Annotated in this window: 20 protein-coding genes, 2 tRNA genes and 6 pseudogenes; 16 read left to right on the forward strand and 12 right to left on the reverse strand. The window is 71.7% G+C overall.

Features of this window, described 5'->3' with window-relative positions; genetic code table 11:
* Positions 1–191: 191 nt before the first annotated feature.
* Positions 192–265, reverse strand: a tRNA-Pro gene (locus tag ABT078_RS14345).
* Between the two features lie 219 nt (positions 266–484).
* On the opposite strand from ABT078_RS14345, the gene ABT078_RS14350 reads away from it, so the two are divergent.
* Entirely contained in the window at positions 485–973 is a 489-nt protein-coding gene (locus ABT078_RS14350) for a DUF309 domain-containing protein (RefSeq protein WP_351227380.1), read from the forward strand.
* On the opposite strand, the pseudogene ABT078_RS14355 reads toward ABT078_RS14350, so the two are convergent.
* A pseudogene (locus tag ABT078_RS14355) lies at positions 966–1,280 on the reverse strand (LUD domain-containing protein); the annotation flags it as partial. The gene ABT078_RS14350 and the pseudogene ABT078_RS14355 overlap by 8 nt on opposite strands.
* A 317-nt stretch (positions 1,281–1,597) precedes the next feature.
* On the opposite strand from ABT078_RS14355, the gene ABT078_RS14360 reads away from it, so the two are divergent.
* The 3 genes and pseudogenes from ABT078_RS14360 to ABT078_RS14370 all read left to right on the forward strand — a co-directional run bounded on the left by ABT078_RS14360 (position 1,598) and on the right by ABT078_RS14370 (position 3,910).
* The gene (locus ABT078_RS14360) at positions 1,598–2,029 is read left to right on the forward strand and encodes an SRPBCC domain-containing protein (protein ID WP_351227382.1); all 432 of its coding nucleotides are present in this window, start codon (positions 1,598–1,600) and stop codon (positions 2,027–2,029) included.
* A gap of 132 nt (positions 2,030–2,161) precedes the next feature.
* On the forward strand, positions 2,162–2,566 hold the full coding sequence (locus ABT078_RS14365; RefSeq protein ID WP_351227384.1) for a YciI family protein: 405 nt from the start codon (positions 2,162–2,164) through the stop codon (positions 2,564–2,566).
* Positions 2,567–2,657: 91 nt separating this feature from the next.
* Positions 2,658–3,910, forward strand: a pseudogene (locus ABT078_RS14370) (RNA polymerase sigma factor).
* Positions 3,911–4,064: 154 nt separating this feature from the next.
* Here ABT078_RS14370 and ABT078_RS14375 read toward each other — a convergent pair.
* Positions 4,065–5,294, reverse strand: a complete 1,230-nt coding sequence (locus tag ABT078_RS14375) for an MFS transporter (RefSeq protein WP_351227386.1) — start codon at positions 5,292–5,294, stop codon at positions 4,065–4,067.
* 60 nt (positions 5,295–5,354) lie between these two features.
* Here ABT078_RS14375 and ABT078_RS14380 point away from each other — a divergent pair, with 60 nt between their 5' ends.
* Positions 5,355–6,326, forward strand: a complete 972-nt coding sequence (locus tag ABT078_RS14380) for an ArsR/SmtB family transcription factor (RefSeq protein ID WP_351227388.1) — start codon at positions 5,355–5,357, stop codon at positions 6,324–6,326.
* 6 nt (positions 6,327–6,332) lie between these two features.
* Here ABT078_RS14380 and ABT078_RS14385 read toward each other — a convergent pair whose 3' ends face one another.
* Positions 6,333–6,791 carry a DoxX family protein gene (locus ABT078_RS14385; protein WP_502981216.1) on the reverse strand — a complete coding sequence of 153 codons (459 nt, stop codon included), beginning with the start codon at positions 6,789–6,791 and terminating at the stop codon, positions 6,333–6,335.
* Positions 6,792–7,383: 592 nt separating this feature from the next.
* Between ABT078_RS14385 and ABT078_RS14390 the strand changes: the two genes are divergently transcribed.
* The 4 genes from ABT078_RS14390 to ABT078_RS14405 all read left to right on the forward strand — a co-directional run bounded on the left by ABT078_RS14390 (position 7,384) and on the right by ABT078_RS14405 (position 14,232).
* The gene (locus tag ABT078_RS14390) at positions 7,384–9,183 is read left to right on the forward strand and encodes a S8 family peptidase (protein WP_351227390.1); all 1,800 of its coding nucleotides are present in this window, start codon (positions 7,384–7,386) and stop codon (positions 9,181–9,183) included.
* A 231-nt stretch (positions 9,184–9,414) separates the two neighbouring features.
* Positions 9,415–12,444, forward strand: a complete 3,030-nt coding sequence (locus ABT078_RS14395) for a helix-turn-helix transcriptional regulator (protein WP_502981217.1) — start codon at positions 9,415–9,417, stop codon at positions 12,442–12,444.
* 116 nt (positions 12,445–12,560) lie between these two features.
* Positions 12,561–13,655: a baeRF2 domain-containing protein gene (locus ABT078_RS14400; RefSeq protein ID WP_351227394.1), complete on the forward strand. Its 1,095-nt coding sequence runs from the start codon at positions 12,561–12,563 to the stop codon at positions 13,653–13,655.
* A gap of 49 nt (positions 13,656–13,704) precedes the next feature.
* The gene (locus ABT078_RS14405) at positions 13,705–14,232 is read left to right on the forward strand and encodes a nucleoside-triphosphatase (RefSeq protein ID WP_351227396.1); all 528 of its coding nucleotides are present in this window, start codon (positions 13,705–13,707) and stop codon (positions 14,230–14,232) included.
* Positions 14,233–14,310: 78 nt separating this feature from the next.
* On the opposite strand, the gene ABT078_RS14410 is transcribed toward ABT078_RS14405, so the two are convergent.
* Positions 14,311–15,159 carry an SDR family oxidoreductase gene (locus ABT078_RS14410; RefSeq protein WP_351227398.1) on the reverse strand — a complete coding sequence of 283 codons (849 nt, stop codon included), beginning with the start codon at positions 15,157–15,159 and terminating at the stop codon, positions 14,311–14,313.
* A gap of 115 nt (positions 15,160–15,274) precedes the next feature.
* On the opposite strand from ABT078_RS14410, the gene ABT078_RS14415 reads away from it, so the two are divergent.
* Positions 15,275–15,751, forward strand: a complete 477-nt coding sequence (locus ABT078_RS14415) for a MarR family winged helix-turn-helix transcriptional regulator (protein WP_351227400.1) — start codon at positions 15,275–15,277, stop codon at positions 15,749–15,751.
* A gap of 397 nt (positions 15,752–16,148) precedes the next feature.
* Here the strand turns inward: ABT078_RS14415 and ABT078_RS14420 are convergent, their stop codons facing one another.
* Complete coding sequence (locus ABT078_RS14420; protein ID WP_351227402.1) at positions 16,149–16,595, reverse strand: MarR family winged helix-turn-helix transcriptional regulator; 447 nt, start codon at positions 16,593–16,595, stop codon at positions 16,149–16,151.
* 268 nt (positions 16,596–16,863) lie between these two features.
* A complete protein-coding gene (locus tag ABT078_RS14425; protein ID WP_351227404.1) occupies positions 16,864–17,577 on the reverse strand; it encodes an SDR family NAD(P)-dependent oxidoreductase in 714 nt (237 codons plus the stop codon).
* A 251-nt stretch (positions 17,578–17,828) separates the two neighbouring features.
* Between ABT078_RS14425 and ABT078_RS14430 the strand changes: the two genes are divergently transcribed.
* The 4 genes and pseudogenes from ABT078_RS14430 to ABT078_RS14445 all read left to right on the forward strand — a co-directional run.
* Positions 17,829–18,446, forward strand: a complete 618-nt coding sequence (locus ABT078_RS14430) for a TetR/AcrR family transcriptional regulator (RefSeq protein WP_351227406.1) — start codon at positions 17,829–17,831, stop codon at positions 18,444–18,446.
* 257 nt (positions 18,447–18,703) lie between these two features.
* Positions 18,704–19,144, forward strand: a pseudogene (locus tag ABT078_RS14435) (nitronate monooxygenase); the annotation flags it as partial.
* 76 nt (positions 19,145–19,220) lie between these two features.
* A complete protein-coding gene (locus ABT078_RS14440; protein WP_351227408.1) occupies positions 19,221–19,682 on the forward strand; it encodes an NAD(P)H-dependent flavin oxidoreductase in 462 nt (153 codons plus the stop codon).
* Positions 19,683–19,751: 69 nt separating this feature from the next.
* Positions 19,752–20,069: pseudogene (locus ABT078_RS14445) on the forward strand (MerR family DNA-binding protein); the annotation flags it as partial.
* A 303-nt stretch (positions 20,070–20,372) separates the two neighbouring features.
* On the opposite strand, the gene ABT078_RS14450 reads toward ABT078_RS14445, so the two are convergent.
* Positions 20,373–20,446 (reverse strand) — tRNA-Pro (locus ABT078_RS14450).
* 192 nt (positions 20,447–20,638) lie between these two features.
* Between ABT078_RS14450 and ABT078_RS42685 the strand changes: the two are divergent.
* Together ABT078_RS42685 and ABT078_RS14460 are read left to right on the forward strand one after the other, a co-directional pair.
* Positions 20,639–20,761: pseudogene (locus ABT078_RS42685) on the forward strand (transketolase); the annotation flags it as partial.
* A pseudogene (locus tag ABT078_RS14460) lies at positions 20,707–21,228 on the forward strand (transketolase); the annotation flags it as partial. The pseudogenes ABT078_RS42685 and ABT078_RS14460, both read left to right, overlap by 55 nt.
* A gap of 51 nt (positions 21,229–21,279) precedes the next feature.
* On the opposite strand, the gene ABT078_RS14465 reads toward ABT078_RS14460, so the two are convergent.
* The 4 genes from ABT078_RS14465 to ABT078_RS14480 form a co-directional block, all read right to left on the reverse strand.
* A complete protein-coding gene (locus ABT078_RS14465) occupies positions 21,280–21,522 on the reverse strand; it encodes a chaplin (protein ID WP_351227410.1) in 243 nt (80 codons plus the stop codon).
* Positions 21,523–21,570: 48 nt separating this feature from the next.
* Positions 21,571–22,554, reverse strand: a complete 984-nt coding sequence (gene tgmB / locus ABT078_RS14470) for an ATP-grasp ribosomal peptide maturase (RefSeq protein ID WP_351227412.1) — start codon at positions 22,552–22,554, stop codon at positions 21,571–21,573.
* Positions 22,555–22,571: 17 nt separating this feature from the next.
* Positions 22,572–22,763 (reverse strand): putative ATP-grasp-modified RiPP, encoded by a 192-nt coding sequence (gene tgmA / locus ABT078_RS14475; protein ID WP_351227414.1) that lies wholly within the window; start codon positions 22,761–22,763, stop codon positions 22,572–22,574.
* A gap of 173 nt (positions 22,764–22,936) precedes the next feature.
* Positions 22,937–23,305, reverse strand: coding sequence for an MmcQ/YjbR family DNA-binding protein (locus ABT078_RS14480; RefSeq protein WP_351227416.1), 369 nt, complete (start codon positions 23,303–23,305; stop codon positions 22,937–22,939).
* Between the last annotated feature and the right edge of the window lie 113 nt (positions 23,306–23,418).

Genomic DNA, 23,418 nt, shown 5'->3' on the forward strand with positions numbered 1-23,418 from the left:
GGGCGCCGCACCACAGAAGGGAATTGGGCCGGAGGATCCCGAACGAGGACTCTCAACCAATGGGGCGTTCATTCCCCTTGGGTGCTACAGCGCGCTCACGACGCGAAGCATGCCGTGACTCCGTCGCCCCAAAAAGGTCAAGGGGCCGAATCGGATGCTCCGACACGACCCCTGACCTGCGACTTCGCAAGTCGGGACGACAGGATTTGAACCTGCGACCCCTTGACCCCCAGTCAAGTGCGCTACCAAGCTGCGCCACGTCCCGATGCGCGGACCGTCGGGGCTGAGCCCTGCCGTGCGCGCAGGAGAACATTACCTCACTCCACGGTGAGGATGGACGCGCGAGCCTCCCCGTCGCGGCCCGTCAGGGCGCTTCGGGAAGCGGCGGCCTGACTCGGTGTCATCCCCGGCAGGGACGCCGTCGGTTCGCGCGGGCGGCGGACGCGGGTCTGACAGGCCCCGTCGAGCGAGTGACAATCGGGGCGTGAACAGGACTCCGAGGGACCGCGACGCCGAGGGCAGGGCACGCAGCGCGCGCCCGCGTGACGGGCTGGGGCGACCTCTCCCGTACGGGGAGAGGGGCGTGGAGCGGCAGCCCGAGGGTGTGGCCCGGACCCCGGACGAGACGCTCGTGGAGGCCCAGCGACTGCTGGATGCGGGCAAGCCGTTCCATGCGCACGAGGTGCTGGAGGACGCCTGGAAGTCCGGCCCGGAGGCGGAGCGTGGGCTGTGGCGTGGGCTTGCGCAGCTCGCGGTGGGGCTGACACACGCCGCCCGCGGCAACGCGACGGGCGGCGCGGCACTGCTGGTGCGCGGCGCGGAGTCCATCGCGTCGTACGCCGCGGTCATGCCGTACGGAATCGACGTGGACGGGCTCACCCGCTGGGCAGGCGCGCTGGCAGATGAGCTGCGGCGCAACGCTGCCGTGGTCCCTGCGGCGGAACGGGCGCCGCAGCTGCGCGCCGGCCGGTGACGAGCACGACCTCCGGCGTCCGCGGGCCGTGCACGCCCTCGACGAGGTTGACTTCGATGTCGCCGGTGGCTGACGGCCCGGAGATCCAGGCCGGCGGGCGGTCGGCGGTCGGCCTGGGCAGCGCCTGCGGCACGGAGGCGACGACCTGCTCCTGGTCGTACGCCGCGGATGTGGTGGTCGGGGACATGGGTGATCCGGCGTCGCCCCTGGCCGGCGCCGCCGTCCAGGACGATCGGGCGCGCCGGGGGCCCGGTCTCGGCGATGGAGATCGCGCAGCCCGTGCGACGCTCTCGACGGCGTCGGGTTCCTGGCTGGGGAGCAGGGGGTGGAGGGGCGCGGTCGTGGATCCGACGCCTCGAAGACCGTGTCCACGGTGGGCAGTTCGGCGCCTGCGAGGGTGAGGGGGCGGGTGGTGGTCTGCGGGTAACCCTGACCCGCGGTGTCGGGTCGGGCCCGGACGGGTCGACCGTGGTGTCCGAGGCGGCGCACCGGAGGAAGGGGCCCACCGCAGCCCGGCCCCTGGTCGCGTGATCGCTTCGGCATGTCCCGCGCGGGGAGGAGCGCCTGCCGGCGTCCCCGTGGCACGCTTGGCGCCGATGATCCCGGGCCGCCGCTGGAGTCTCGATGACGAGCCTTGTCTTTGACGTGTACGTTCGCGCCACGCCCCAGCAGCTCTGGAACGCGCTGACCGATCCGGCGATGGTTCCGCGCTGGCGCCTCGGGATGACCTTCAGCACCGACTGGCAGCCGGGCTCTCCGCTGACCACCCGGTCGCCGGACGGCGAGGGCAGCGTGCAGCAGGCGGTGCCCGGGCAGCATCTGTCCTACGACTGGCGCCAGACCGAGGAGCCGGAACTGAACGGAGGCCGTCCGTCCGTCGTGTCCTTCGACCTCGACCCCATGGATGAGGTCACCCATCTGAATGTGGTGCACGGAGGGCTGGACCCCGAGGGCGAGCTCCTCAGAATCGTGAAGCCGGGCTGGCCGATGCTGCTGTCCAGTCTGAAGAGCCTGATCGAGACGGGCGAGCCGTTGACCTTCCCGCAAGGAGACTGACCGGAAGCGCCCGGATCCGCCGTCCGGAAAAAATCTTGCCGAAAAGGTCCGCCGGGATGTCGAAAACGCGGCGTGTGCTTCTACCTGTCCGTGAGAGCGCCACGAGGGCGCCCACAGGACAGGGAGCGGACCATGAAGTACATGCTGCTGATGCAGTTCAGCGAGGCGACCGTCGACTTCCCGCGGATCGACACATGGACGCCGGAGGAGGTCCAGGCGCACATCGCGTTCATGAAGGACGCCACCACGAAGATCGCCGAGGCCGGTGAGCTCGTCGACGGCCAGGGCCTGGCCATGCCGGAGGTCGCCAAGATCGTACGGGCCGGGGCCGAGGGCGGCGCGCCCGTGGTGACCGAGGGGCCGTTCCCGGAGACCAAGGAGTTCCTGGCCGGGTACTGGATCGTGGACTGCGAGACTCCGGAACGGGCGGTCGAGCTGGCCGCGTTCGTCTCGGCGGCGCCCGGGCCCGGCGGGGCCCCGCTGAACATGCCGATCGAGGTGCGTCAGGTGATGTCCGCACCGCCCCAGGAGCTGTGAGCGACACTGACGCCGGAGTCTGTTGAGCGTCGGAGCCATGGGAGCAGTGGGCACTGTGGAAGACGCCGGAGCTGGGAAGGCCACCGCGGCCATGGAAGCCGAACGGACCGCCGAGGACCTGCTGCGCGAGCTGGCGCCGCAGGTCGTCGGCGTGCTCACGCGGCGGTTCGGGGATTTCGACGCCGCCGAGGACGCCGTACAGGAAGCACTGCTGGCCGCCGCCGTGCAGTGGCCCCAGGAAGGGCTGCCGCGAAATCCGCGGGGCTGGCTGATCCAGGTGGCGAGCCGGCGGATGACCGAGCAGGTGCGCAGCGAGCAGGCCCGGCGGCGCCGGGAGGACCTCGCCGTACGGCGGGAGCCCGCCGACCGGCTGATCGCTCCCGCGGCGGACAGCGACGACGGTACGGATGAGGACGACACCCTCACTCTGCTCTTCATGTGCTGTCACCCCGCACTCACACCATCGGCGGCGATCGCGCTCACGCTGCGATCGGTGGGCGGGCTCACGACGACCGAGATCGCGCGGGCGTTCATGGTGCCGGACGCCACGATGGCGCAGCGGATCAGCCGTGCCAAGCAGCGCATCAAGTCGTCCGGCGTGCCCTTCCGGATGCCGGACGAGGACGACCGGCAGCGCCGTCTGGACGCGGTCCTGCACGTCCTCTACCTCGTCTTCAACGAGGGGTACGCGGCCGGGGCCGGCCGGGAGCTGCAACGTGTCGAGCTGTCCGTGGAGGCGATCCGGCTGGCCAGGGCGCTGCACCGGCTGCTGCCCAAGGACGGCGAGGTCGCCGGGCTGCTGGCGCTGATGCTGCTCACCCACGCCAGGAGCACGGCGCGCACAGGACCGGGCGGGGAGCTGGTGCCGCTCGCCGAGCAGGACCGGAGCCTGTGGGACGCCGAGGCCATCGCCGAGGGTGTCGCGCTGATCACCGATGCCCTGCCCAGAGGCCGGCTCGGCCCCTATCAGGTGCAGGCCGCCGTCGCCGCCGTGCACGACGAGGCGAGGACGGTGGAGGAGACCGACTGGCCGCAGATCCTGGCGCTGTACGGGGTGCTGGAGCAGCTTTCCGACAATCCGTTCTACTCGCTCAACCGCGCGTGGCGGCAGCCATGGTCCACGGTCCCGAGGCAGGTCTGCGCCTCCTGGACGCGCTCGAGGACGACGCCCGGCTGACGGGCCATCACCGCCTGTATGTGGTGCGGGCACACCTTCTCGAGATGGCAGGCGAACGCGAGGCAGCCGTCGAGAACTACCGCGCGGCCGCGAGCCGTACGCCGAGCCTGCCGGAGCGGCACCATCTGACGATACGGGCCGCCCGGCTCAGCGGACCGGGTCACTGACGGGACCGCCGCTGGACCGCGCGCGACGGATCCCACGCCTCCGCCCGGGCCGGCCGGTGTCGAGTGCGCCCCGGTCGGGGCCAGGCACCGGACGTCCGCGTCCCCGGCGGCCGAGGGTTCGCTCGGATCGACCCGGGCGGCCGGATCGGTCCGATCAGACCGATTGGCCCGTCCGATCCGTTCGGTTCGTTCGGTCAGTCGGGTCGGTCGGGTCGCTCGGGTCGGGGTCATCGGCACGCAGCCCCGGCGCCAGGGCCAGCGTGACCGCGACCGACGCCAGGGCCATCACCGTCATCGCCGTCGCGGGCGACGTGAACTGGGCAACGGCACCCGCGATCGCGGCACCGACCCCCTGCATGGCGAGCATGCCGGAGGTGTGCAGCCCGAGGGCATGCCCGCTCAACTCCCCAGGGGTCAGGGCCATCAGACGTTCCTGGAGCAGCAGGCTCGCCGCATAGCCGACCGAGGCGAGCACCACGACCGCCATCGCGAGCGGCAGCCCGGGCCGCAGGGCGAAGAGCAGATACGGGACGGCGAGCAGCAGACGCAGCGGGGCACCGAGCCGCTCCCGCCATCGGCGGGGCACGAACCGTCCGACCGCCGTGTCCCCGATGAGCATGCCCAGCGCGGCCGCCGCGAAGAGGAGCCCGGCGTGCGTGGGCGCGTACGGGACGAAGAGGGCCTCGCAACCGACGATCAGCCCGTTGGGCACCCAGAGGGCGAGGTAGACGTAGCGGCGCGGCGTGGACGACCACAGTTGCGCGTTGTTCCGCCAGGTCTCGGTGACCGACGGCCGCCCTGCGGCCCGCGGCGGTCGCTGCGCGAGTCGGAAACGGGCGACGGCCGCGGCGGCGACGTACAGAGCCGCTCCCGCGAGCAGCGTGCCGCGCGGCGAGAGGACGGTGAGGAGCACACCGCCGGTCACGGATCCGCAGATCTGCATCGCGCCGACGGACATGTTGAGGACGGAGCGGCCGAGCAGATAGCCGTCCGTCGTGAGGATCTCGTTGAGGAGACCGCCCCGCACGCCGCCACCGAGGGCCGCGATGGTCCCGAGGCCGAAGAGGATCACGAAGACGGCCCACACGGGCACGCCTGGAACGGCCATGGCCGCCATGGCGAGCCCGGAGACGAGCGGCAGCGCGCACAGCACGGCGCGCGGGGGCAGCCGGTCGGCCGCCGAGAGCAGCGTCGTCGCACCGATCACCTGGGCGAGCGACGGACCGAACATGGCCAGGGCGGAGAGGAGGGGCGAGCCGGTCGCCGCGTGGACGAGCGTGCCGACGGCCAGACCGCTCACCGTCGAGGCCGCGATCTGTGCGGTGGTGTTCAGGAAGAGCGGGGTGTACTCGGGGGCGCGGAAGAGCTCTCGGTAGGTGCGCATGCCAGGGAGTCTCGGTGCTGTGGATGCGCGGGCGTTACTGTTTCGCGAGGAGGCGAAACGATGGGGTGGTGGCGGATCAGCGCGGACACGCTGGCGGGCAGCCGCTTCGCCCTCTCCCCGCTGGCCGAGGCCACGGCGAGCCTGATCGCCCTGGAACGGGGTACGGCCGCTCATCCGGGCGAGCGGCTCTGGCTCGACACCCATCTGCCCGCGTACCGCGAGCGGTTGGCGGCCGAACCGGTCACCGCGCTGCTCGTGCGCGCGGGTCTCGGGCGGCGCTGGATCGCGGACTTCCTGACCCCGGCGCCGACGGGCGACGGGGAGCCGGCTTTCGATGAGGAGCTGGCGCGGATACGCGACGCGTCCGCCGCGCGTGTCCGGGCTGATCTGGAGGTGTCGTCGGGCGGCCCGCTCCCCCGTCCGCTGCAGCGCCCCGATCTCGCCCGGCAAGCGGCAGGGCTGGTGGAGTGGGTCTGGTCGGAGGCCGTACTGCCGTACTGGCCGCGGCGCCGGCGGATCATCGAGGCCGATGTCGTCGCGCGGACCGGGCAGTTGAGCCAGGGCGGCTGGGCCGCCGCGCTGGCCGGCATGCGCCAGGGAATGCGCTGGCTCGGTGAGGGCCGCCTGCAGGTCAACACGCAGGACAATCCGCCGCGCGAGATCTCCGCGGCGGACCTGCTGTTCGTTCCGGTCACTCCGCGCACCGGATGGGTCGCCTGGGACCTGCCGCACCGGTACGCGGTGGTGTACCCGTGCTCGGGTGAGCTGGCCGAGCCGGAGGCGGCGCCGGTGCCCGACGGGCTGGGCCCGCTGCTCGGGCCCGCCCGCGCGGCGGTACTCGTGCTCCTCGGCACGCCGAAGAGCACGACGCAGTTGGTGGCGCTGACCGGGCAGGGGCTGGGGTCGGTCGGCCGCCACCTCAAGGTGCTGTACGAGGCCGGGCTGATCCGGCGGCGACGCGCCGGGCGGTCGGTGCTGTACTACCGGACCGCCGCCGGCGAGGTCCTCGTACAGGCCGGGGCGAAGCCCTGAGCCGGGTCAGCCGATGTGGAAGAGCGGGCCGGTCAGGGTCAGGCCGAGGTCGTGACCGACGTACGAGAAGAACGCGAGCAGCATGAGCGCGGCGCCGCCCAGCGCCACGTCCTTCAGGAACATGATCTGCTCCGTCTGACGCGTCCCGGGGTCGCTCTCCTTCCAGAAGCCGTGCATGACGACGGCGGTCGGGATGCAGAAGACGGCCAGCAGCAGTGACCCCAGGTCCGCCCAGATGCCGAGCAGGACGCTCAGCCCTCCGGCCAGGAGCACCAGTCCGCTGGTCACCGTGGCCGGGACGGGGGCTGGGACGCCCTTTGCGGCGGCGTAGGCGCCCATGGCCTTGCTCTGCATGAGGTGCTGTACACCCGAGGGAAGGAACACCAGCACGAAGAGAATGCGTCCAACCAGCACCAGGACATCCATCGCGACCTCCCGGAATCGGAGCGACTGTCCCGATTTCATTTTCCCACCTCGCGCAACCCCGGCACTCGGACCGAGGCGCCCGGCAGCCCGTACGCACACGCCTCCCTGGACGACGGTGACGGCGCGGGTCCGCCCGCTCGACCGCGGGTCGGCGGTCGCCGTCGAGGTCCGGGCCGGCACCCGGCCCAGCCGCGGCCGGGAAGGATGATCCGGCACCGACGCTCCCGGCAGGCTCCCCGCTCATGCCGGCTTCGTCCGACACCCCGCCACCCGACCGGGACTTGGAGTGATGGCCGCAGGGCACCGACGGCACCGGCCCTTGGGGCCTCCCTCGCGGCGACAAGGGTTTTCCCCGTATCGGGTTCATCTCGCCTTTCCCTACTGTCTGCCGCACCGGCGGTTCCCAGACCCTGACGCGTAGCTGTCAGGTGCATGTAAACACTGGGTTTCGTCCGGTGACGGCTCTTGACCAGGGGCCGTCGCGCCGGCGGCGGCGCGCGGGCGACCCGGCCCGGGGAACCGTGGATCGCACCCCCACACCGCACCACGGTTCCCGCGCCGCCCGTCCGCGCTCCGCAGCGTCTTGAAAGGGAACACCTTGAACGGTTCCGGACGGAGACTCATATCCGTCGTGGCCGCGACCGCCACGATCATCGGTGTCGCCGCCACCTCCGCCGTGGCGCTCGCCGCCGCCCCGGCGGGCCCCTCCCCGAAGCCCGCCCCGGCTTCGCAGTCGATGAACACCCTCCCGGCCGCACCCGTCGAGAAGGTCATCGTCACCTACAAGTCCAGGACGGCCGAGGCCAGTTCCAACGCGGCGGCGAAGAGCGACGCCGCGGCCAAGGGCACCGAGACCGGCGAGAGCCTGTCCTTCGAGCGCCGGCTCGCCGGCGGCTCCGCCCTCGTCGACCTCGGGGGCAAGGCGTCCAAGAAGGACCTCACCGAGGTCATGGACGCCTTCCGCGCCGACCCCTCGGTGGCGTCCGTGGAGCCCGACATCCGTGCCTACGCGATGGCCGTCACCCCGAACGACACCGAGTACACCAAGCAGTGGGACCTCTTCGAGGCCACCGGCGGCATGAACGTACCGGGCGCCTGGGACAAGACCACCGGCAGCGGCGTCACCGTCGCGGTCATCGACACCGGCTACGCCGCCCACTCGGATCTGTCGGGCAATGTCGTCTCCGGCTACGACTTCATCTCCAGCTCGGCGGACGCCCGTGACGGCAGCGGCCGTGATGCCGACGCCAAGGACGAGGGCGACTGGAACGCCACCGACGGCGAGTGCGGCACCGGCTCCAAGGCGAGCAACTCCTCCTGGCACGGCACGCACGTGGCGGGCACCATCGCGGCGACGACCCACAACAGCAAGGGCGTCGCGGGCATCGCGTACAACGCGAAGATCCAGCCGGTCCGCGTCCTCGGCAAGTGCGGCGGTTCGTCGGCCGACATCGCCGACGCGATCACCTGGGCGTCCGGCGGCAGCGTCCCGGGCGTCCCGGCGAACGCGAACCCGGCCAAGGTCATCAACCTGAGCCTCGGCGGCGCCAGTTCCACCTGCCCGAGCGTCTACCAGAACGCCATCAACGGCGCGGTCTCCCGCGGTACGACGGTCGTCGTCGCGGCGGGCAACAGCAACGCCAACGCATCCGGCTTCACCCCCGCCAACTGCGCCAACATCATCAACGTGGCGTCGACCAGTCGCGAGGGCAACCGTTCCTTCTACTCGAACTTCGGCAGCATCGTCGATGTCGCCGCGCCCGGCGGTGAGACCCGCCGCGCGACCGACACGCCCGGCACCGTCACCACCCCCGAGAACGGCGTCCTCTCCACGCTGAACTCCGGTGCGACCACCCAGTCGACCGAGAACTACAAGCCCTACCAGGGCACATCGATGGCCGCTCCGCACATCGCCGGTCTCGCCGCGCTGCTGGAGTCGGCCAAGCCGGCGCTGACCCCGGCCGAGATCGAGTCGGCGATCAAGGCCAACGCCCGGCCGCTGCCCGGCACCTGCGCCGGTGGCTGCGGCGCCGGTATCGCCGATGCGACGAAGACCGTGAACGCAGCCACCGGCACCACCCCCGGCGGTACGACGTTCACCAACGGGACGAATGTCACGATCGGCGACCTCGCCACCGTCTCGTCCTCGATCGCCGTCACCGGCCGCACCGGCAACGCCCCCGCCGCCCTCAAGGTCGACGTGGACATCAAGCACACCTGGCGCGGCGACCTGGTGATCGACCTGGTCGCCCCGGACGGGACCGTCCGCAACCTGAAGGCCTCCTCCGGCTCGGACAGCGCCGACAACGTCCTCGCGACGTACACGGTCGACGCGTCCAGCGAGGTCGCCAACGGCACATGGAAGCTGCAGGTCCGCGATGTGGCATCGGGTGACACCGGCTACATCGATACCTGGAGTCTCACCTTCTGAGACAGCGGCACATCGGAATCATCGCTGGTCAGGGGCGCGTTCGCAGGCACATGCCGCGAGCGCGCCCCGCCGTCGCTCCGGTCCAGACCTGTCCGTATGCCGGACCAGGGGCCTGGACTGCAGCGAAACGATTCGTATCCTCTGCTCGAACGGGCAGGGGGCCCGCGCACGCCGGAAGGTGGTGGTGGGCACGTGACGTCGGCGGATTACCTCCCCCTGCGCCCTGCGGGCGTGGGGGGACCTCCAGCGCCGGTCGGCCGGGCCGACCTTCTCGCCCGTCTCGAAGGGGTCCTGCACACGCGCGGGCGCGCCCTTCTCACGGGCCCCGCAGGCGTCGGCAAGACGGAGCTCGCCCTCGCCACGGCGGCCCGCGCGGAGTCCCGCGGCGACACCGTCCTCTGGCTCGCCACGCTCCCCACCGACCGGTCCATACCGGGTGCGGTGGCGGCCGCGCTGGTGGCCGCCGTCCGCTCGTGCGTCACCTGGCCGGAGGCGGGCCGCCCAGGGGGCTCCCCCGGTGCGGACATGCCCGCCGGACCTGGCGGTTCGGGCGGTACGGGGCGGTCCGGCGCCGTGGGCGGATCCGGGAGCCCCGGTCCGGCGCCGTCCGGCCCGTACGACGTTCTCGACGGGCTGCCCGGCCCCCAGCGCACCGCCGTGGCCATGCTGTGCCGCGAGGCGCCCGTTCCCGAAGGTGGCTGGGACCCCATCGCGCTGCGGCTGGCCCTCGCGCAGATCCTGCGCGCGCTCACCGCCCGCGGACCCGCCCTGCTCGTCGTCGACGGCGTCCAGCACATGGACGCCGACAGCGCCGATCTGCTGCGGTTCGCACTGCATCTCGCGCCGCCGACACTGCGGGTCGTCGCCGTCGAGACCCCGGAGACGCACGGACCGACGACGCACGAGCGGACGGCGCACGAACCGACGACGTACAGGTCCACGACGTACCGACCGACGGCACACGGGCCGAAGTCAGCCCGACCCGGCACCGACACCGACACCGACACCGACACCGACACCGCCGACGGCCCCGAGCCCCTGTGGGTGCCGTCCGAGGCGGACGTCCTCAACGTTCCGCCGCTGCAGGCCGACGAGATCGCCGAACTCCTCATCCACCACCGGCTTCCGTCCCGGATGGCCGGCCGGATCCACCGGGCCAGCGGCGGCAATCCGCGCCTCGCGCTCGCGGTCGGCCGCTCCCTCGCCGACGCCCGTACTCCCGTGCACCACGCCGAGGCGCTGTCCCTGTCGGGCCGCGCCCGCGATCTCGCGCGGCAGTTGCTCGGCGCCGCATCGCCCTCGGTGCGCACCACCCTGCTGCTCGCCGCACTGGCCCTGCGCCCGACCGCGTCACTGATCCGCCGCGCGGGCCGGCCCACCGCCGAGGCCGATCTCGCCACCGCCGAGCGGGCCGGGCTGATCTCGCTCACCGAGGACGGGACGGTGGCCTTCACGGCCGGCCTCCTTCCGTCGACGCTCGTGCACGACGCCTGCTGGACCCGGCGCAGCGAGGGGCACGCCGCGCTCGCCCGGGTCGTCGACGACCCCGTGGAGGAAGTACGGCACCGGGCGCTCGCCACCGATGTCCCGGACGAGCGGCTGGCCGCCGAGGTCGGGGCGGCCGCCGAGACCGCCCGCCGCCGAGGCAACAGCGCGCTGGCCGCCGAACTCGCCCTGCTGGCGGCCGAGTCCACACCCGGCCGCCACGGTGCCCAGCGGATCGCCCGCCTGGTCGACGCCGCCGAGGAAGCCGCGCGGGCGGCCCGCGCCGACCTGGCGATGCGCGCCGCGACGGATCTCCTCGCGCGCGACGCGTCACCGGCCGACCGTGTGCGGGCGCGGCTCGCGGTGCTGGACACGGCGGGTCAGGGGCTGACGGGACTCGACGAGATCTACGTGCACGCCATGGAGGACTCGGAGGGCGACACGGCGCTGCGGGCGGCCGTCCAGCTCCGGCTCGCGGTGAAGCACGTACTCGCCGAAGGCGACCCGGTACGCTCCCGGGCCGCCGCCGTCGAGTCGGCGGCGCTCGCCGCGTCGGTCGGCGACCGGATGACGGCGACGCGGGCGCTGACCGTCCAGGCGCGCATGGAACGGGTCCTGGGCTCGCCGGACGCCGAGCGCGTGCTCGCCGAGGCGCGGGCCCTCGAGATGGTCGAGCGTCCGCTCGGAGTCCGCAACACCGCCCAGATACTGACGATCCGTCATGCGCTCTTCGACGACCGTCTCACCGACGCGCGCGAACAGCTCGGCGCCCTGCTGCCGCTGGTCGAGCGGCGCGGTCCGGTCGAGGACGCGATCGAGCTGTTCCGTACGCTCGCGGAGGTCGAGGCCCGCCAGGGCCAGTGCGCGGCGGTCCTCGCGCACGCCGGACGGTCGCTCGCCCTGACCCTGGAAGCGGGCCTCTCCCCCGGCCCCGCCTGGTACGCGCTGGCCCTCGCCGAGACCGCGGGCGGCAGCTTCGCGCGCGCCGCCAGCTATGCACGGCGCAGCGTCCAGGCCTCCGAGGAGGAGGGCGACCACGTCTTCCTCTCCCGCAGCCTGTACGCACTCGGCCGCGTCCAGCTCGTCACGGGTGACGTGACGAACGCCCTGGACACCCTGCGCCGGGTCCAGTCCGGCGAACGGGCCCAGGCGACCGTCGACCCCTCCATGCTCCGCTGGCACGAGGAGCTGGCCGAGGCACTGCTGGCGAACGACGCCCCGGAGGAGGCCGCGGCTCTGATCGCGGATGTCCGTCCGGTGGCGGAACGCCTCGGCCGCGGGACCGTCCTGCTCGGCTGCGACCGGGCGTACGCGCTGTATCTGGCGGCGAGCGGCAAGCCCGACGAGGCGGCCGGACTGCTGACGGACACCGCCGAGGCCTTCGGCGCCGCGGGCCTGCCGCTCGAGCGCGGCCGGGCGCTGGTGGCGCTCGCCCGCGTGGAGCGCCGCCGCCGTCGGCGGTCCGCTTCGCAGAACGCGCTGCAGGCCTCGGCCGCGATCTTCGAACGGGCGGGCGCGGCGCCCTGGCTGGGGCTGGCCAAGGAGACCCCGGCAGGGGCTCCGGACCCCGCCCCGTCGTCCCGCGGCGGCGCCCTCTCCGCCCTCACGGATGCGGAGCTGCGCCTCGCCCAGCTGGTGGGCCAGGGAGCCAGCAACCAGGAGGCGGCGGCCAAGCTGTATCTGAGCGTGAAGACGGTGGAGGCCCGGCTGACCCGCATCTACCAGAAGCTGGACGTCCGTTCGCGCGCCCAGCTGGCCGCGGCACTGAACGCCTGACCGTCGGCGGCCGCGCTCACCGCACCGTCCGCCGGCGGCCTCTCCTGCCCTTCCGCGCCCGAGCGCGTGCATCATCGAAGTGAGGAGACGGAGGAGACGAGCGACGAGGAGGGGCGATGAGGTTGTCGTTCCTGCAGCCTCTCTACGCGGAGCCCGGCCCGTTCACCTCCGTGTATCTGGACACCTCGCGCGACATCGAGGATCCGGAGCGGGCCATCGCGCTGCGCTGGCGCCGGCTGCGCGACGAGCTGGCACGGCAGGGCGCGGACCGGGCGTCCATCACCGCCGCGGAGCGGGTGGTGGGTGCGGACGCGGAGCTGCCCGGCATGCATGGGCAGGCGATCTTCACGGCCGACGGGGCGCTGGTGCTGGACGGTGAGCTGCCGGCGCCGCCCGCGCACGACTCCGCGCGCTACGGCATGCTTCCCGACGCGATGCCCCTCGTGGTGCAGCACCTGCCGGAGATCCCCTATCTCGCGGTGGTCGTGCACTACGGCGGACTCCCGACCGCCGGGACCGAAGGCACGGTGACCGTGGCCGCCGAGGGCGGGACCTGGCCCGTGTCCAGCGTCGCCCCCGGTGAGCGGCGGCGTCGGCGGGTGCCGGTCGCGCAGTGGCACGACGCCGCGGCCCGGCTCGGCCACGAGCTGGACGCACGGGCGCGGCACGAGGGCGCGGACGCGGTCGTGGTCGGCGGGGACAAATGGGCGTGCAGCGTCCTGGTCCGCCGACTGCCGGAGAGGCTGCGGACCCGGGTGGTGCGGGTGGGCGGCCCCACGCCGACGGACACCGGGCGCGCTCTGCTGGAGGCGCAGCTCGAGGACGTCTTCCGCGGGTGCATGGCCGAGCACGACCGGGCACTCGTGGAGATCTTCGTCGCCCGGCGGGCGCGGGACGGCGCCACGGCCGAGGGCCTGGCCGCCGCCGTCGCCGCGCTCCAGCGCGGCCAGGTCACCGCTCTTCTGTTCAATCCGCACACCGGGTCGCGGCGGCTGCTCTGGGTCGGTCCGCGCCCCACCCAGGTCGCCCTCACCGAGGCGGAGCTCACGTCCTTCGGGGTACGGGCACCCCGCGAGGAACCGGCCGACGAGGCTCTGGTCCGGGCCCTGGTGGCCACGGCCGCCGAGCTGGTCGTCGTACCGGAGAGCGCCCTGCGGCTGCGGGACGGCGTGGGGGCGCTGCTCCGGTACACGGATGCGGGGACGCCATGAGCCCGACCGGGGGACGTGGGCGGCGGACGCGAACGGATCGGAGGACGAGATGCCGACGAGGATCCTGCTCGAAGGGCGCCCGGGTGTGGGCAAGACGACCGCCGTGCGGCGGCTGACCGCGCTGCTGCGCACGCGTGCGCTCGTCGGTTTCACCACGGAGGAGATCCGTCAGGGCGCCGCCCGGGTGGGTTTCGCGCTGGAGACGCTGGACGGCCGGCGGGCCGTGCTCGCACATGTCGGCTTCCCCGGGCCGCCGCGCGTCGGGCGGTACGGCGTCGATCCGCGCGTCATGGACGAGCTGGCGGTGCCGGCCCTGGCGTCGGTGTCCCGGGACCCGGCACCGGGGGATCTTGTGCTCATCGACGAGCTGGGCCGGATGGAGCTGTCCAGCTCAGCGTTCCGGGAGGCCGTCGAGCGCCTGTTCACGGCCGGCATCGATGTCGTCGCCACCGTGCACGCTCACCACGACCCGTTCACCGATGCCCTGAAGCGGAGCGCCGGCATCGAACTGGTCCAGGTGACTGCGGAGAACCGGGACGTGCTGCCCGAGCAGTTGGCGGCACGGCTGGAGGGCTAGGGTCCGTCTCGGTGCGAGGGGCCGTACCGGACGATCCGGTACGGCCCCTGGCGCCGGCGCGTACGGGCTCCGCCGTGGTCAGCGGACCCAGGTTCCGGTGGTGCCGAGCACGGCCGAGCCGTCCAGGTCGGCGAGCTTGGTGCCGGTGAAGCCGCGCGCCCAGTCGGACGTCTGGACACGCAGCGCCGGGTGGTCCGCGGTGAGCACCTCCAGCACGGCCTCGGCGGCCTCGGCCGGAGTCTGCGCGCCGCTGAGGAATTGCGCGACGGTGCGGTTGGCGTAGTGGTGCAGCGCGTCGGCGTAGGGTCCGGCGGCGGCGATCTCGGCCTCGACGTCGATCCCGATGTTGTTGACGAACTCGGTGGCCACGGCGCCCGGCTCGACCAGGGTGACGCTCACGCCGAGCGTGGCGGCGACGGGGGCCAGGCTCTCCATGTAGCCCTCGACAGCGAACTTCGCCGCACAGTAAGCCTCGTTGAAGGGCTGACCGACGACGCCGCCGACGCTGGTGACGGTGATCAGCCGGCCGCCGGAGGCACGCAGGTGCGGCAGGGCGGCCTTGGAGACGTGGAGCACGCCGAAGAAGTTGGTCTCCATGACGGTGCGGACCTCGTCGACGGTGTCGTTCTCCAGGGTGCCGACGTGTCCGGCGCCCGCATTGTTGACCACGGCGTCGAGGCGGCCGAGGTCGGCGATCACGCCGTCGACCGCTGAGGCGACGGACACCTCGTCGGTGACGTCGAGCTGCCGTATGTCGAGCTCGACCCCGGCCTCGGCGGCGGCCTTGCGCAGTGCGTCGGCACGGCCGGTGTCGCGCAGGGTCGCGACGGTGTGCCAGCCCGCCTGCGCCGCGGCGACGGCGGCGGCGAGGCCGATGCCGGAGGAGGTGCCGGTGATCAGAACGACCTTGGAGGGCGTGGAGGACATGGTGGGGCCTTTCGTAGGGGGACGTGGGTGAATCGCCGCACAGCCGGACGATTCAGTGCGTGTACACACACCTTAATCATTATGTGCGTGCGCACGCAACCCGTAAGATCGGAGCATGCCGAAAAGGAAGCTCACCCAGGCGGAGATGCCCGCCGCCGACTACGCCTTCTACGGTCTGGTCTGGGCCGGCACGACCCTCACCGAGCGCGTCGACCGCGCCCTCAGCAAGGCCCACGACCTGCCGGTCTCCTGGTTCGAGGTCATGCTGTGGCTCGCCACCAGCCCGGACCCTGTTCCGGCCTCCGTGCTCGGCAACAGCACCATGCTCAGCCGCAGCCAGGTCTCCCGTGTCGTCGACGCCCTCCAGAGCCGTGGCCTGGTCACCCGGACCCCGTCGCCCCGCGACGCCCGCTCCGTCGAGGTCGCCCTCACACCGGAGGGCCACCACCTCTTCGCCGAGGCCGACGCCACGCGGCGGGAGTGCCTGGCGCCCGTCTTCACCGAGCTCCTCGACCAGCAGGACCTCGAGGCGCTGGGCACGGTGTGGCGGAAGCTCAAGGCCGCCAAGGAGAGCACGGAAGGCCCTGCCTGAGGAGCGGAAACGGACCAGGGGCCGGGCCGGATCACTCGGGCGACAGGCAAGCCGCCGCCTACAGGTCGAGGGCGCACTCGGCCGTGCCACGGCGGACGCCTGGACGGTGAGGGCCGGCCTCGTGGGGCGTCGACGCGAATGCCGTCTCCGGGCCGGCGTTCGGCCGCCGACAGGTCGAGCGGTGCGACTGTGACGTCGTCTGCGCGCCGAACGGGGCAGTGATGCGGACCGGCGTGGAGCGGCACACCTGGCACGTCGTGGGCAGGCGCCGGTCAGGTCGGGACCTCACCGGCGCGCCCGGGCGACACCACGATTGCGCAGGCGCGGATCAGTGCCCCGCATCACGGGCCGCCCTGGACCGGAGGACGACCCGCACCGCGATCGAGCCCGTCAGGGATCAGGCGTGGTCCGCCTGGTCGGAGGTGGCGACCCGCTGGAGCGTGGCGGTGAGCCGAGTGAGGTCGTGACCACCGAAATGGTCGAGGAGGTGCCGTCGCACGCTGGCCAGATGGGTCGGCCAGTCCTGCTCCAGGCGAGCAAGCCCGGACTCGGTCAGCACGGCGTTCCATCCACGCCCGTCTTCGGCACACTTGGTGCGCTGGGCCCAGCCTTGCCGCTCGAGCCGGTTGACGACGCGGGTCATACCGCTGAGCGAGAGGTCGCAGACCGAGGCGAGTTCACTCATTCGCATCTGCTGCTGCGGAGCCTCGGACAGGTACATGAGGGGCTTGTACTCGGAAAGCGGCAGCCCCCCGCCGCGGGTCATGTCGGCATCCACCACGCGCGGTAGCGCGAGCAGCACCCGGCCCAGCGCCCGCACGAACGCCTCCTCGCTCTGACTCATCGGCTGAAGGGGCTGCTCTTTTGACGACATGCCCACACTTTAGCTCCTTGACAACTCAAGGAGCCGACCCATCCTTGACCCCGCAAGCAACACTGCGCCGACCGCCCGAACGACTTCGACGCACGCCGCGAGGGCGCCGGAGGGCCGCCCCTGCCGCGGTCCGGACCGGTCCGGACCGGACACGAGCGAGGTGCCCGGGACAGTCCGGGTGCATCGACCCCTGCCGACCCCTGCATGTCGAGCGGCAGGACGGCGGGTGGCCTGCGCCTCAGTGGCCGGCGATCTGGCCGCCGTCGACGTGCAGGATTTCGCCGGTGACGAAGGGGGCGTTCTCGAGGTAGAGGACCGCGTCGACGATGTCGCTGATTTCGCCCATACGGCCGACGGGGTGGAGGGCGGCGAGGGCGGCGTGGTGCTCCGGGGAGTGCATGGGCGTCCTGATGGTGCCCAGGGCGACGGCGTTGCTGCGGATGCCGCGGGTGGCGTACTCGATGGCCAGGGCCTTGGTGGCGGACTGCAGGCCACCCTTGGTGAGCGAGGCGAGTACCGAGGTCACGTGGGAGTTGGCCTGGTCGGCCAGAGTGCTCGTGATCTGTACCACGTGACCGCCGCCCTGCTCGAGCATGCGCTCCACCGCGAGCTGCGTGATCCGGAAAAAGCCGTTCACGTTCACGCCGAGCACCGCGTCGTAGTCCTCCTCGGTGAACTCGGTGAACGGCTTGGGGATGAAGATCCCGGCGTTGTTGACCAGCGTGTCGATCCGGCCGAACCGCGCCACGCCCTCGGCGATGACGCGTTCCGCGGTGGCGCGCTCGGCGATGTCCCCCGGGACGGTGAGGACGTCCGGGTCCTGCGACTCGGCGATGCTGCGCGAGGTGGCGACGACCGCGTAGCCGAGCTTGCGGTAGGCATCGACCAGCCCGGCGCCGATTCCCTGCGAGGCGCCGGTGATGACCGCGACCTTCTGACCCTGACTGCTCATGATGACCTTCTTCGCATGGGGTGCTATGTGGCGACCAGCCGAAATAACCAACCGGTCGCCTATAAAGTAGGCGACTGGTCGACAATCGTCAAACAGTGGAAATGCGGATTTATCTGCACGATCCACCGAGCGGCCCGCATGCGCACGCCGGTCACTCGGAATTCCCGTGGATCCGACGCCGCGACGACGGTCGGGCCATGTGTAGCCGACCGGTCCAGTAAAACGTAGTCGAGCGGTCGTATACTGGCCCCATGGGACGGACCAGTGATGCCAGAGAGAAGATCCTGAGCGCGGCGCAGTCGCTCATCGAGCTGCGCGGCTACTCCGCCCTGGGCGTGGCCGAGATCTGCAAGGCAGCCGGAGTGCCCAAGGGCAGTTTCTACTACTTCTTCGAGTCCAAGGAGGCTCTCGCGCTGGCCGTCATCGACGAGCAGTGGGCCGGCCAGCGAAGCGACTGGACTCGCATCCTCAACAGCGATGCGGAGCCACTGCAGCGGCTGCGCCGGCTGTTCGAGGAGACGGAAGCCGGCCAGCGCGCGGGTCAGCAGAGCTGCGGAACCGTTTCAGGGTGCATGTTCGGGAATCTCACCCTGGAGATGAGCAACCAGACCGAAGCCGTCCGTAAACGCCTGCAGGAGATCTTCGAAGCCCAGGTCGAGATGGTCGACTCGATCATCACCGAGGCTCTCGAGCGTGGCGAGGTCGCCGTCACCGACACCCGTGAAGCCGCCCGGTCCGTGGTCGCGCAGCTCGAGGGCCAGGTCTTGTTCGCGAAGCTCTACAACAACACGTCCCAGCTCAACGCGCTCTGGACGAACTGCCTGGGGCTGCTGGGCGCTCGCGCGCCGCAGGCGCCGGCCACCACCTGACACGACAGCGGCAGAACTCGATCTGCAGCTGTCGGGCCGGCCGGTGGACCATGGGCGGCCTCGAAAGATCCTCAGGCGGCACGTCGGACCCACACGCCATGTCCGGGGCAGGCCGAGCCCGTCCCGCGCACCGACCGCGTTCGGTTCGCCGTGAGACCTGACAAGGCGAGCATCGCCCCCTCACAAGGAGGAACGCACACATCATGGTCTCGCCACTGGCCGCTCTCGGGGTGAGCACCCCGATCCTGGCCGCCCCGATGGCCGGCGGCCCGACCACTCCCGCACTGGTCACCGCAGCAGCCCGGGCGAACGGCCTAGGGTTCCTCGCCGGCGGATACAGGACGGCTGACGCGCTGGCCGAGCACATCGTCGAGGTCCGCGCCGGCGGGGTCGCCTTCGGGGTCAATCTGTTCGCGCCCAACCCCGTCCCGGTCGATCCGGAGGCCTTCCGTCGCTACGCCCGCGCGATCGCACCCGAGGCCCGGACCTACGACGTCGACGCGCTCTCAGCGGGCATCGTCGAGGACGACGACCACTGGTCGGACAAGGTCGACCTGCTGCTGTCCGATCCGGTACCGGTCGTCAGCTTCACCTTCGGCATCCCCGAGGCAGCCGTCATCGCCGCGCTGCGCGCCGCCGGAACCATGGTCGTCCAGACCGTCACCTCGCCTGCCGAGGCCCGCCTGGCAGCGGACGCCGGTGTCGACATGCTGGCCGTGCAGGCCTCGGCCGCGGGCGGGCACTCCGGCACACTCACCCCGCAGCACATCCCCGGTGCCCGTCCCCCTGACCGACCTGCTCGGCGAGGTACGCCAGGCGGTGTCCCTGCCGCTCGTCGCCGCAGGCGGAGTGGCCACCCCGGCCGACGTGACCGAGGCACTGCGCGCCGGAGCCGCGGCGGTCATGGTCGGCACCGTCCTGCTGCGCGCCGACGAGGCCGGCACCTCACGACCCCACAAGGCCGCACTGGCCGACCCGACACGACGGCAGACCGTGGTGACCAGGGCCTTCACAGGCCGGCCCGCCAGGGCACTGCGCAACCACTTCACCGACCGATACACCGGCCTCGCCCCGGCCGGCTATCCCGCCCTGCACCACCTGACCAGCCCGACGCGCAAGGCCGCCGCTGCAGCAGACGATCCCGAACGGATCAACATGTGGGCCGGTACCGGGTACCGCCACGCCACGGCCGAGCCTGCCGCTCGGATCCTGCAGAGGCTGGCCTCCACACTCTGACCGGCACAACACTCCTCGACACCCCCGGCACCGGTCGTGTCTCGGCCGGCCCGGCGGTCGAGTACGACGATGTGCACCGCGACGACGTGGCGGCGTTCATCGACGCAGCGCTGCACGAGCCGGCCTCAGCAGCATCATCGCCGAGCTCACCTCGGGCGAGACGCCCGTCCCCGACGCGGCCGCCGCGCTCGCGGCCACCACGACCAGCCACCTGAGCTCCTGAGCCGCTTCCCATCCGTCACCACACTCACGCTCGCCGAGATCCGCTCGGTACCGGACCCGCGCGACAGGGGCGAAGCCCCGTGCTGCCACGTCGCCCGGCTGATCGAAGGGCACCTCGACCGGATCGGGAGGCGCATGGCGGAACTCCGCACGACCCAGGCCATGTTGCGCGACCTCGGCCGGCGGGCCGCTGAGACGGACGCGGGGCCTGCTCGGAGGGCGATATCTGCACCATCCTCCGCCGGCAGTGACCGCCGCGACGCGGAGGGTCAGGTGCGCAGCACGTCGGCGATCTCGTGGGCCGAACGGCTGAGACCATCGCACGCCCAGTGCCGGGGGAGTTCCGCGCCCGGCACACCGCACCCGGACGCGGCATGCGAGCACAATGGCGAGCACCAGACCCTCGAACGCACGAAAGGCCGTCTTCCCATCTCTGAGAAGACGACCTCCGACCTGCGGAATGCAGAGTCGGGACGACAGGATTTGAACCTGCGACCCCTTGACCCCCAGTCAAGTGCGCTACCAAGCTGCGCCACGTCCCGATGCCCGTCTGACCTGGGGTTTCCCCCGGCCGATCGCGCACGAGAACCATACCGCACTTCCCCCGGTGGTCACGAACCGTTTGCCGGTCGACCTCAAGTGTGGTTCAAGTTTCACGGTGAGTCGCATGGGGAGCACGCGGCTGAGCACGAAGCGTGGCCACCAGGACCTGACCCACCGGCCCTCGTGACAGCGACGAGAAGCACGGCCCCTCGGCGACCTCCACCCTCGACGCGCTGTGGGTGCTGTACGACCGGGTGCTGACACGCTCGACGGCTGGACCGTCCATGTGCCGGGACACCCCGACGAGGCCGCGGCTCTGCTGCGGAAGGCGGCAGCGGGGGACGACCAGGTGTACGTGCGGCTGCCGCCGAGTCCGGCGGCCGGGCGCTGCCGGTCGACGGCGCCCGCTTCCTGACCGTGCGAGAGGGGCGCGAGGGGTCATGATCGCCGTCGGCCCATGCTGGGCAACGTCCTCGCGGCGACGGGCGGCCTGGATGTGACCGTTCTGTAGGCGACGGCTGTGCGCCCCTTCGACGCGGCGACGGGTGCGCCGGGCGGCCGGCGGCGGGCGGCGGACGTGGTGCTCGTCGAGCCGTACCTCGCCGGTACGTCCACGTCCGCCGCCAACGACGCACTCGCCGACATCCCGCACCGCGTCCTCGGCCTGGGCGTCGCCAGGCGGGAACTCCGCCGCTACGGCCGGACCGACGAGCACCTCACGGCACACGGACCGGACCCGGCGGGCCTGCGGGACCGGATCACCCGGTTCCTGCCCCGCTGAGCGGGGCTCGCCACGGCCGGGCCCGTAGGGCCGCGGCCGGGCGAGCCGCCGTCAGCCGTTGCTGCACGCGTTGCCCACGGCCGGGTTCAGCAGCCCGAGGACGCTGATGGCGTTGCCGCAGAGGTTCACGGGCACGGACACCGGCACTTGCACGACGTTGCCCGACAGCACGCCGCCCGAGTACCACGTGGCACCGATGGCCTCGGCGCCGTTGTCGGCCACGGCGGCACCAGCACCGCCGAAGAGCGCGGCAGCGGTGAGCCCGACGGTCGCCGCCAGAGTGCGCATACGCATGGCTTCTCCTTCACAGAAGCGGTCAGAAGTGTTCAGAGAACGAACTGTTCACAGAACACGTTGACCATCCCCGGTCGATGGGGGCGTCGTAACACCCCTTCCCCCGTTCGGCCCAGCGGCGAGCCAGGCGGCGACGGCCTCCGCGATGGGCTGACCGGTCTCCAGTTCGATGAATCCGAACTGGCCACCCTGGTTGCACTCCAGGAACCACCACACGCCCTCGGCGTCCTCGGCGAAGTCGAACGCGGCGTAGGCGAGGCCGGCAAGACTCGTGTATTCGCGGACGGCACGGTCGATGCGGCCGGGGATCTCCGCGGGCTCCCAGCCATGGCCGGTGCTGCCGTACCGGCCGTCCACCTGGTCGGCCGCGGAGAGCTTGCGGGCGGCGAACAGCCGGCTGCCGACCGAGGTCAGCCGGATGTCGGCCCGCTTGGGTATGTACTGCTGCAACAGCGTCGGGCCGGCCGCCACACCGCTGAAGTCGGTGTCCTGATCGATACGGGTGGTGGGCAGGGCGACCGGAGGGTCGCCGACCGGGGGGCCGGACGCGGACTTCACCACGATGTCCCGGTACTGCGCGGCAAACTGCCGGGCCACACGCGGGAACGTGGTGATGACCGTGGGCGGCACGGCGAAACCGCTGCGGTGCGCCATGCTCAACTGCCAGGGCTTGCACCGCGCCTGCGTCGACACGGAGGGATGGTTCATCCACCGCGCCGTGGCGGAGTAGAGCATTCCGTACAGCGCCTGTTCGGTCTCGGCGGTCAGCCACTCCGAGGGCTCGGGGGCGTGTGCCGCGGGCTCGCCGGGTCTGCGAACCCATATGGAGCGCAGAGCGCCCATGCTCAACAGGCGCCCGTCCATGGACAGATGGCCGTAGAAGTCACCATGGACGTACTCGGCCGAGAGGGCGGCCTCACCGGGCACGTCGGCGGGGTCCAGGCGCACGAGGGGCACGCCCCGCTCGTGGAGCTTGGCGACCACCATGTCCGCCGTGACGTCCTGCCTGCAGGTCAGGATGAGCGCAGTCATGTCTCGTGCCGGTCTGTTCAGTCGTCGAAGTGCGTCTTGGACCCGGCGGTGGACGTGGTCGTGCCGGTGGCCAGGAGCACTGCGCGGTCGTCCACGGCGGGGCGCCCGTCAGGCAGCACGTTCAACTGCAGGGCGGGGTCGTAGCTGTAAGGAACCGTAACCGCTGGACTCACGGCCGGAAGTACGTAGTTCAGTACGAACGGTCGCATGAGTCTCCTTCGTCGACTGTCTGCACACACGTAACTGTACGTAAATAAGTCGTAGGCGGCTCATTACAGTGAGTTAGTACAGGCAGTGACCATGGTGAATGTCATCACATCGGATTCGCTAAACCTTTCGACCCCCGACACTCGTCTTCCTCAACTGCGGTCCGCAGCGATGATCACTGCCCGCCCGCTGACCCCAACTCCGGGTAGGCATCGAGCAGTTTGCGCGGCGCCGCCTGACGCCAGGAGTCGAGCAGGATCGCGTACAACTCCTCCTCGTCGTCGAGCGCCGCGAGCCTCACCCGCATCCAGGCGTAGCCGTCGTCGTGCCCACGGCGGATGAAGAACTTGTCGGGCTCGGAGGCCATCAGCTCCTCCCGGTCCTCCTTGGGGCACTTGACCCCCATCGCCTGATCGTCGTCGTCGAGCGAGGCGAAGATCTTTCCGCCCTGACCGGCCCGGAACGTGGGCATGCCCCAGGCAAGCTTCTCGACCGCCCCTGGCAGCGAGAGCGCGATTCTGCGTACGTCGTCCGCGTTGGCCATGCGACGACCGTACGGTGCGCCACCGACAATCACCGCTCCCGGCCGACGGGCCGTCACCAGAGCCCTCTTCCGACCCATTGACCCCCCGCGACACCGGAACCTACGCTGAGCGA

The sequence above is a fragment of the Streptomyces sp. NPDC002133 genome (assembly GCF_040296405.1).
In the GTDB taxonomy this organism is placed as follows: Bacteria; Actinomycetota; Actinomycetes; order Streptomycetales; family Streptomycetaceae; genus Streptomyces.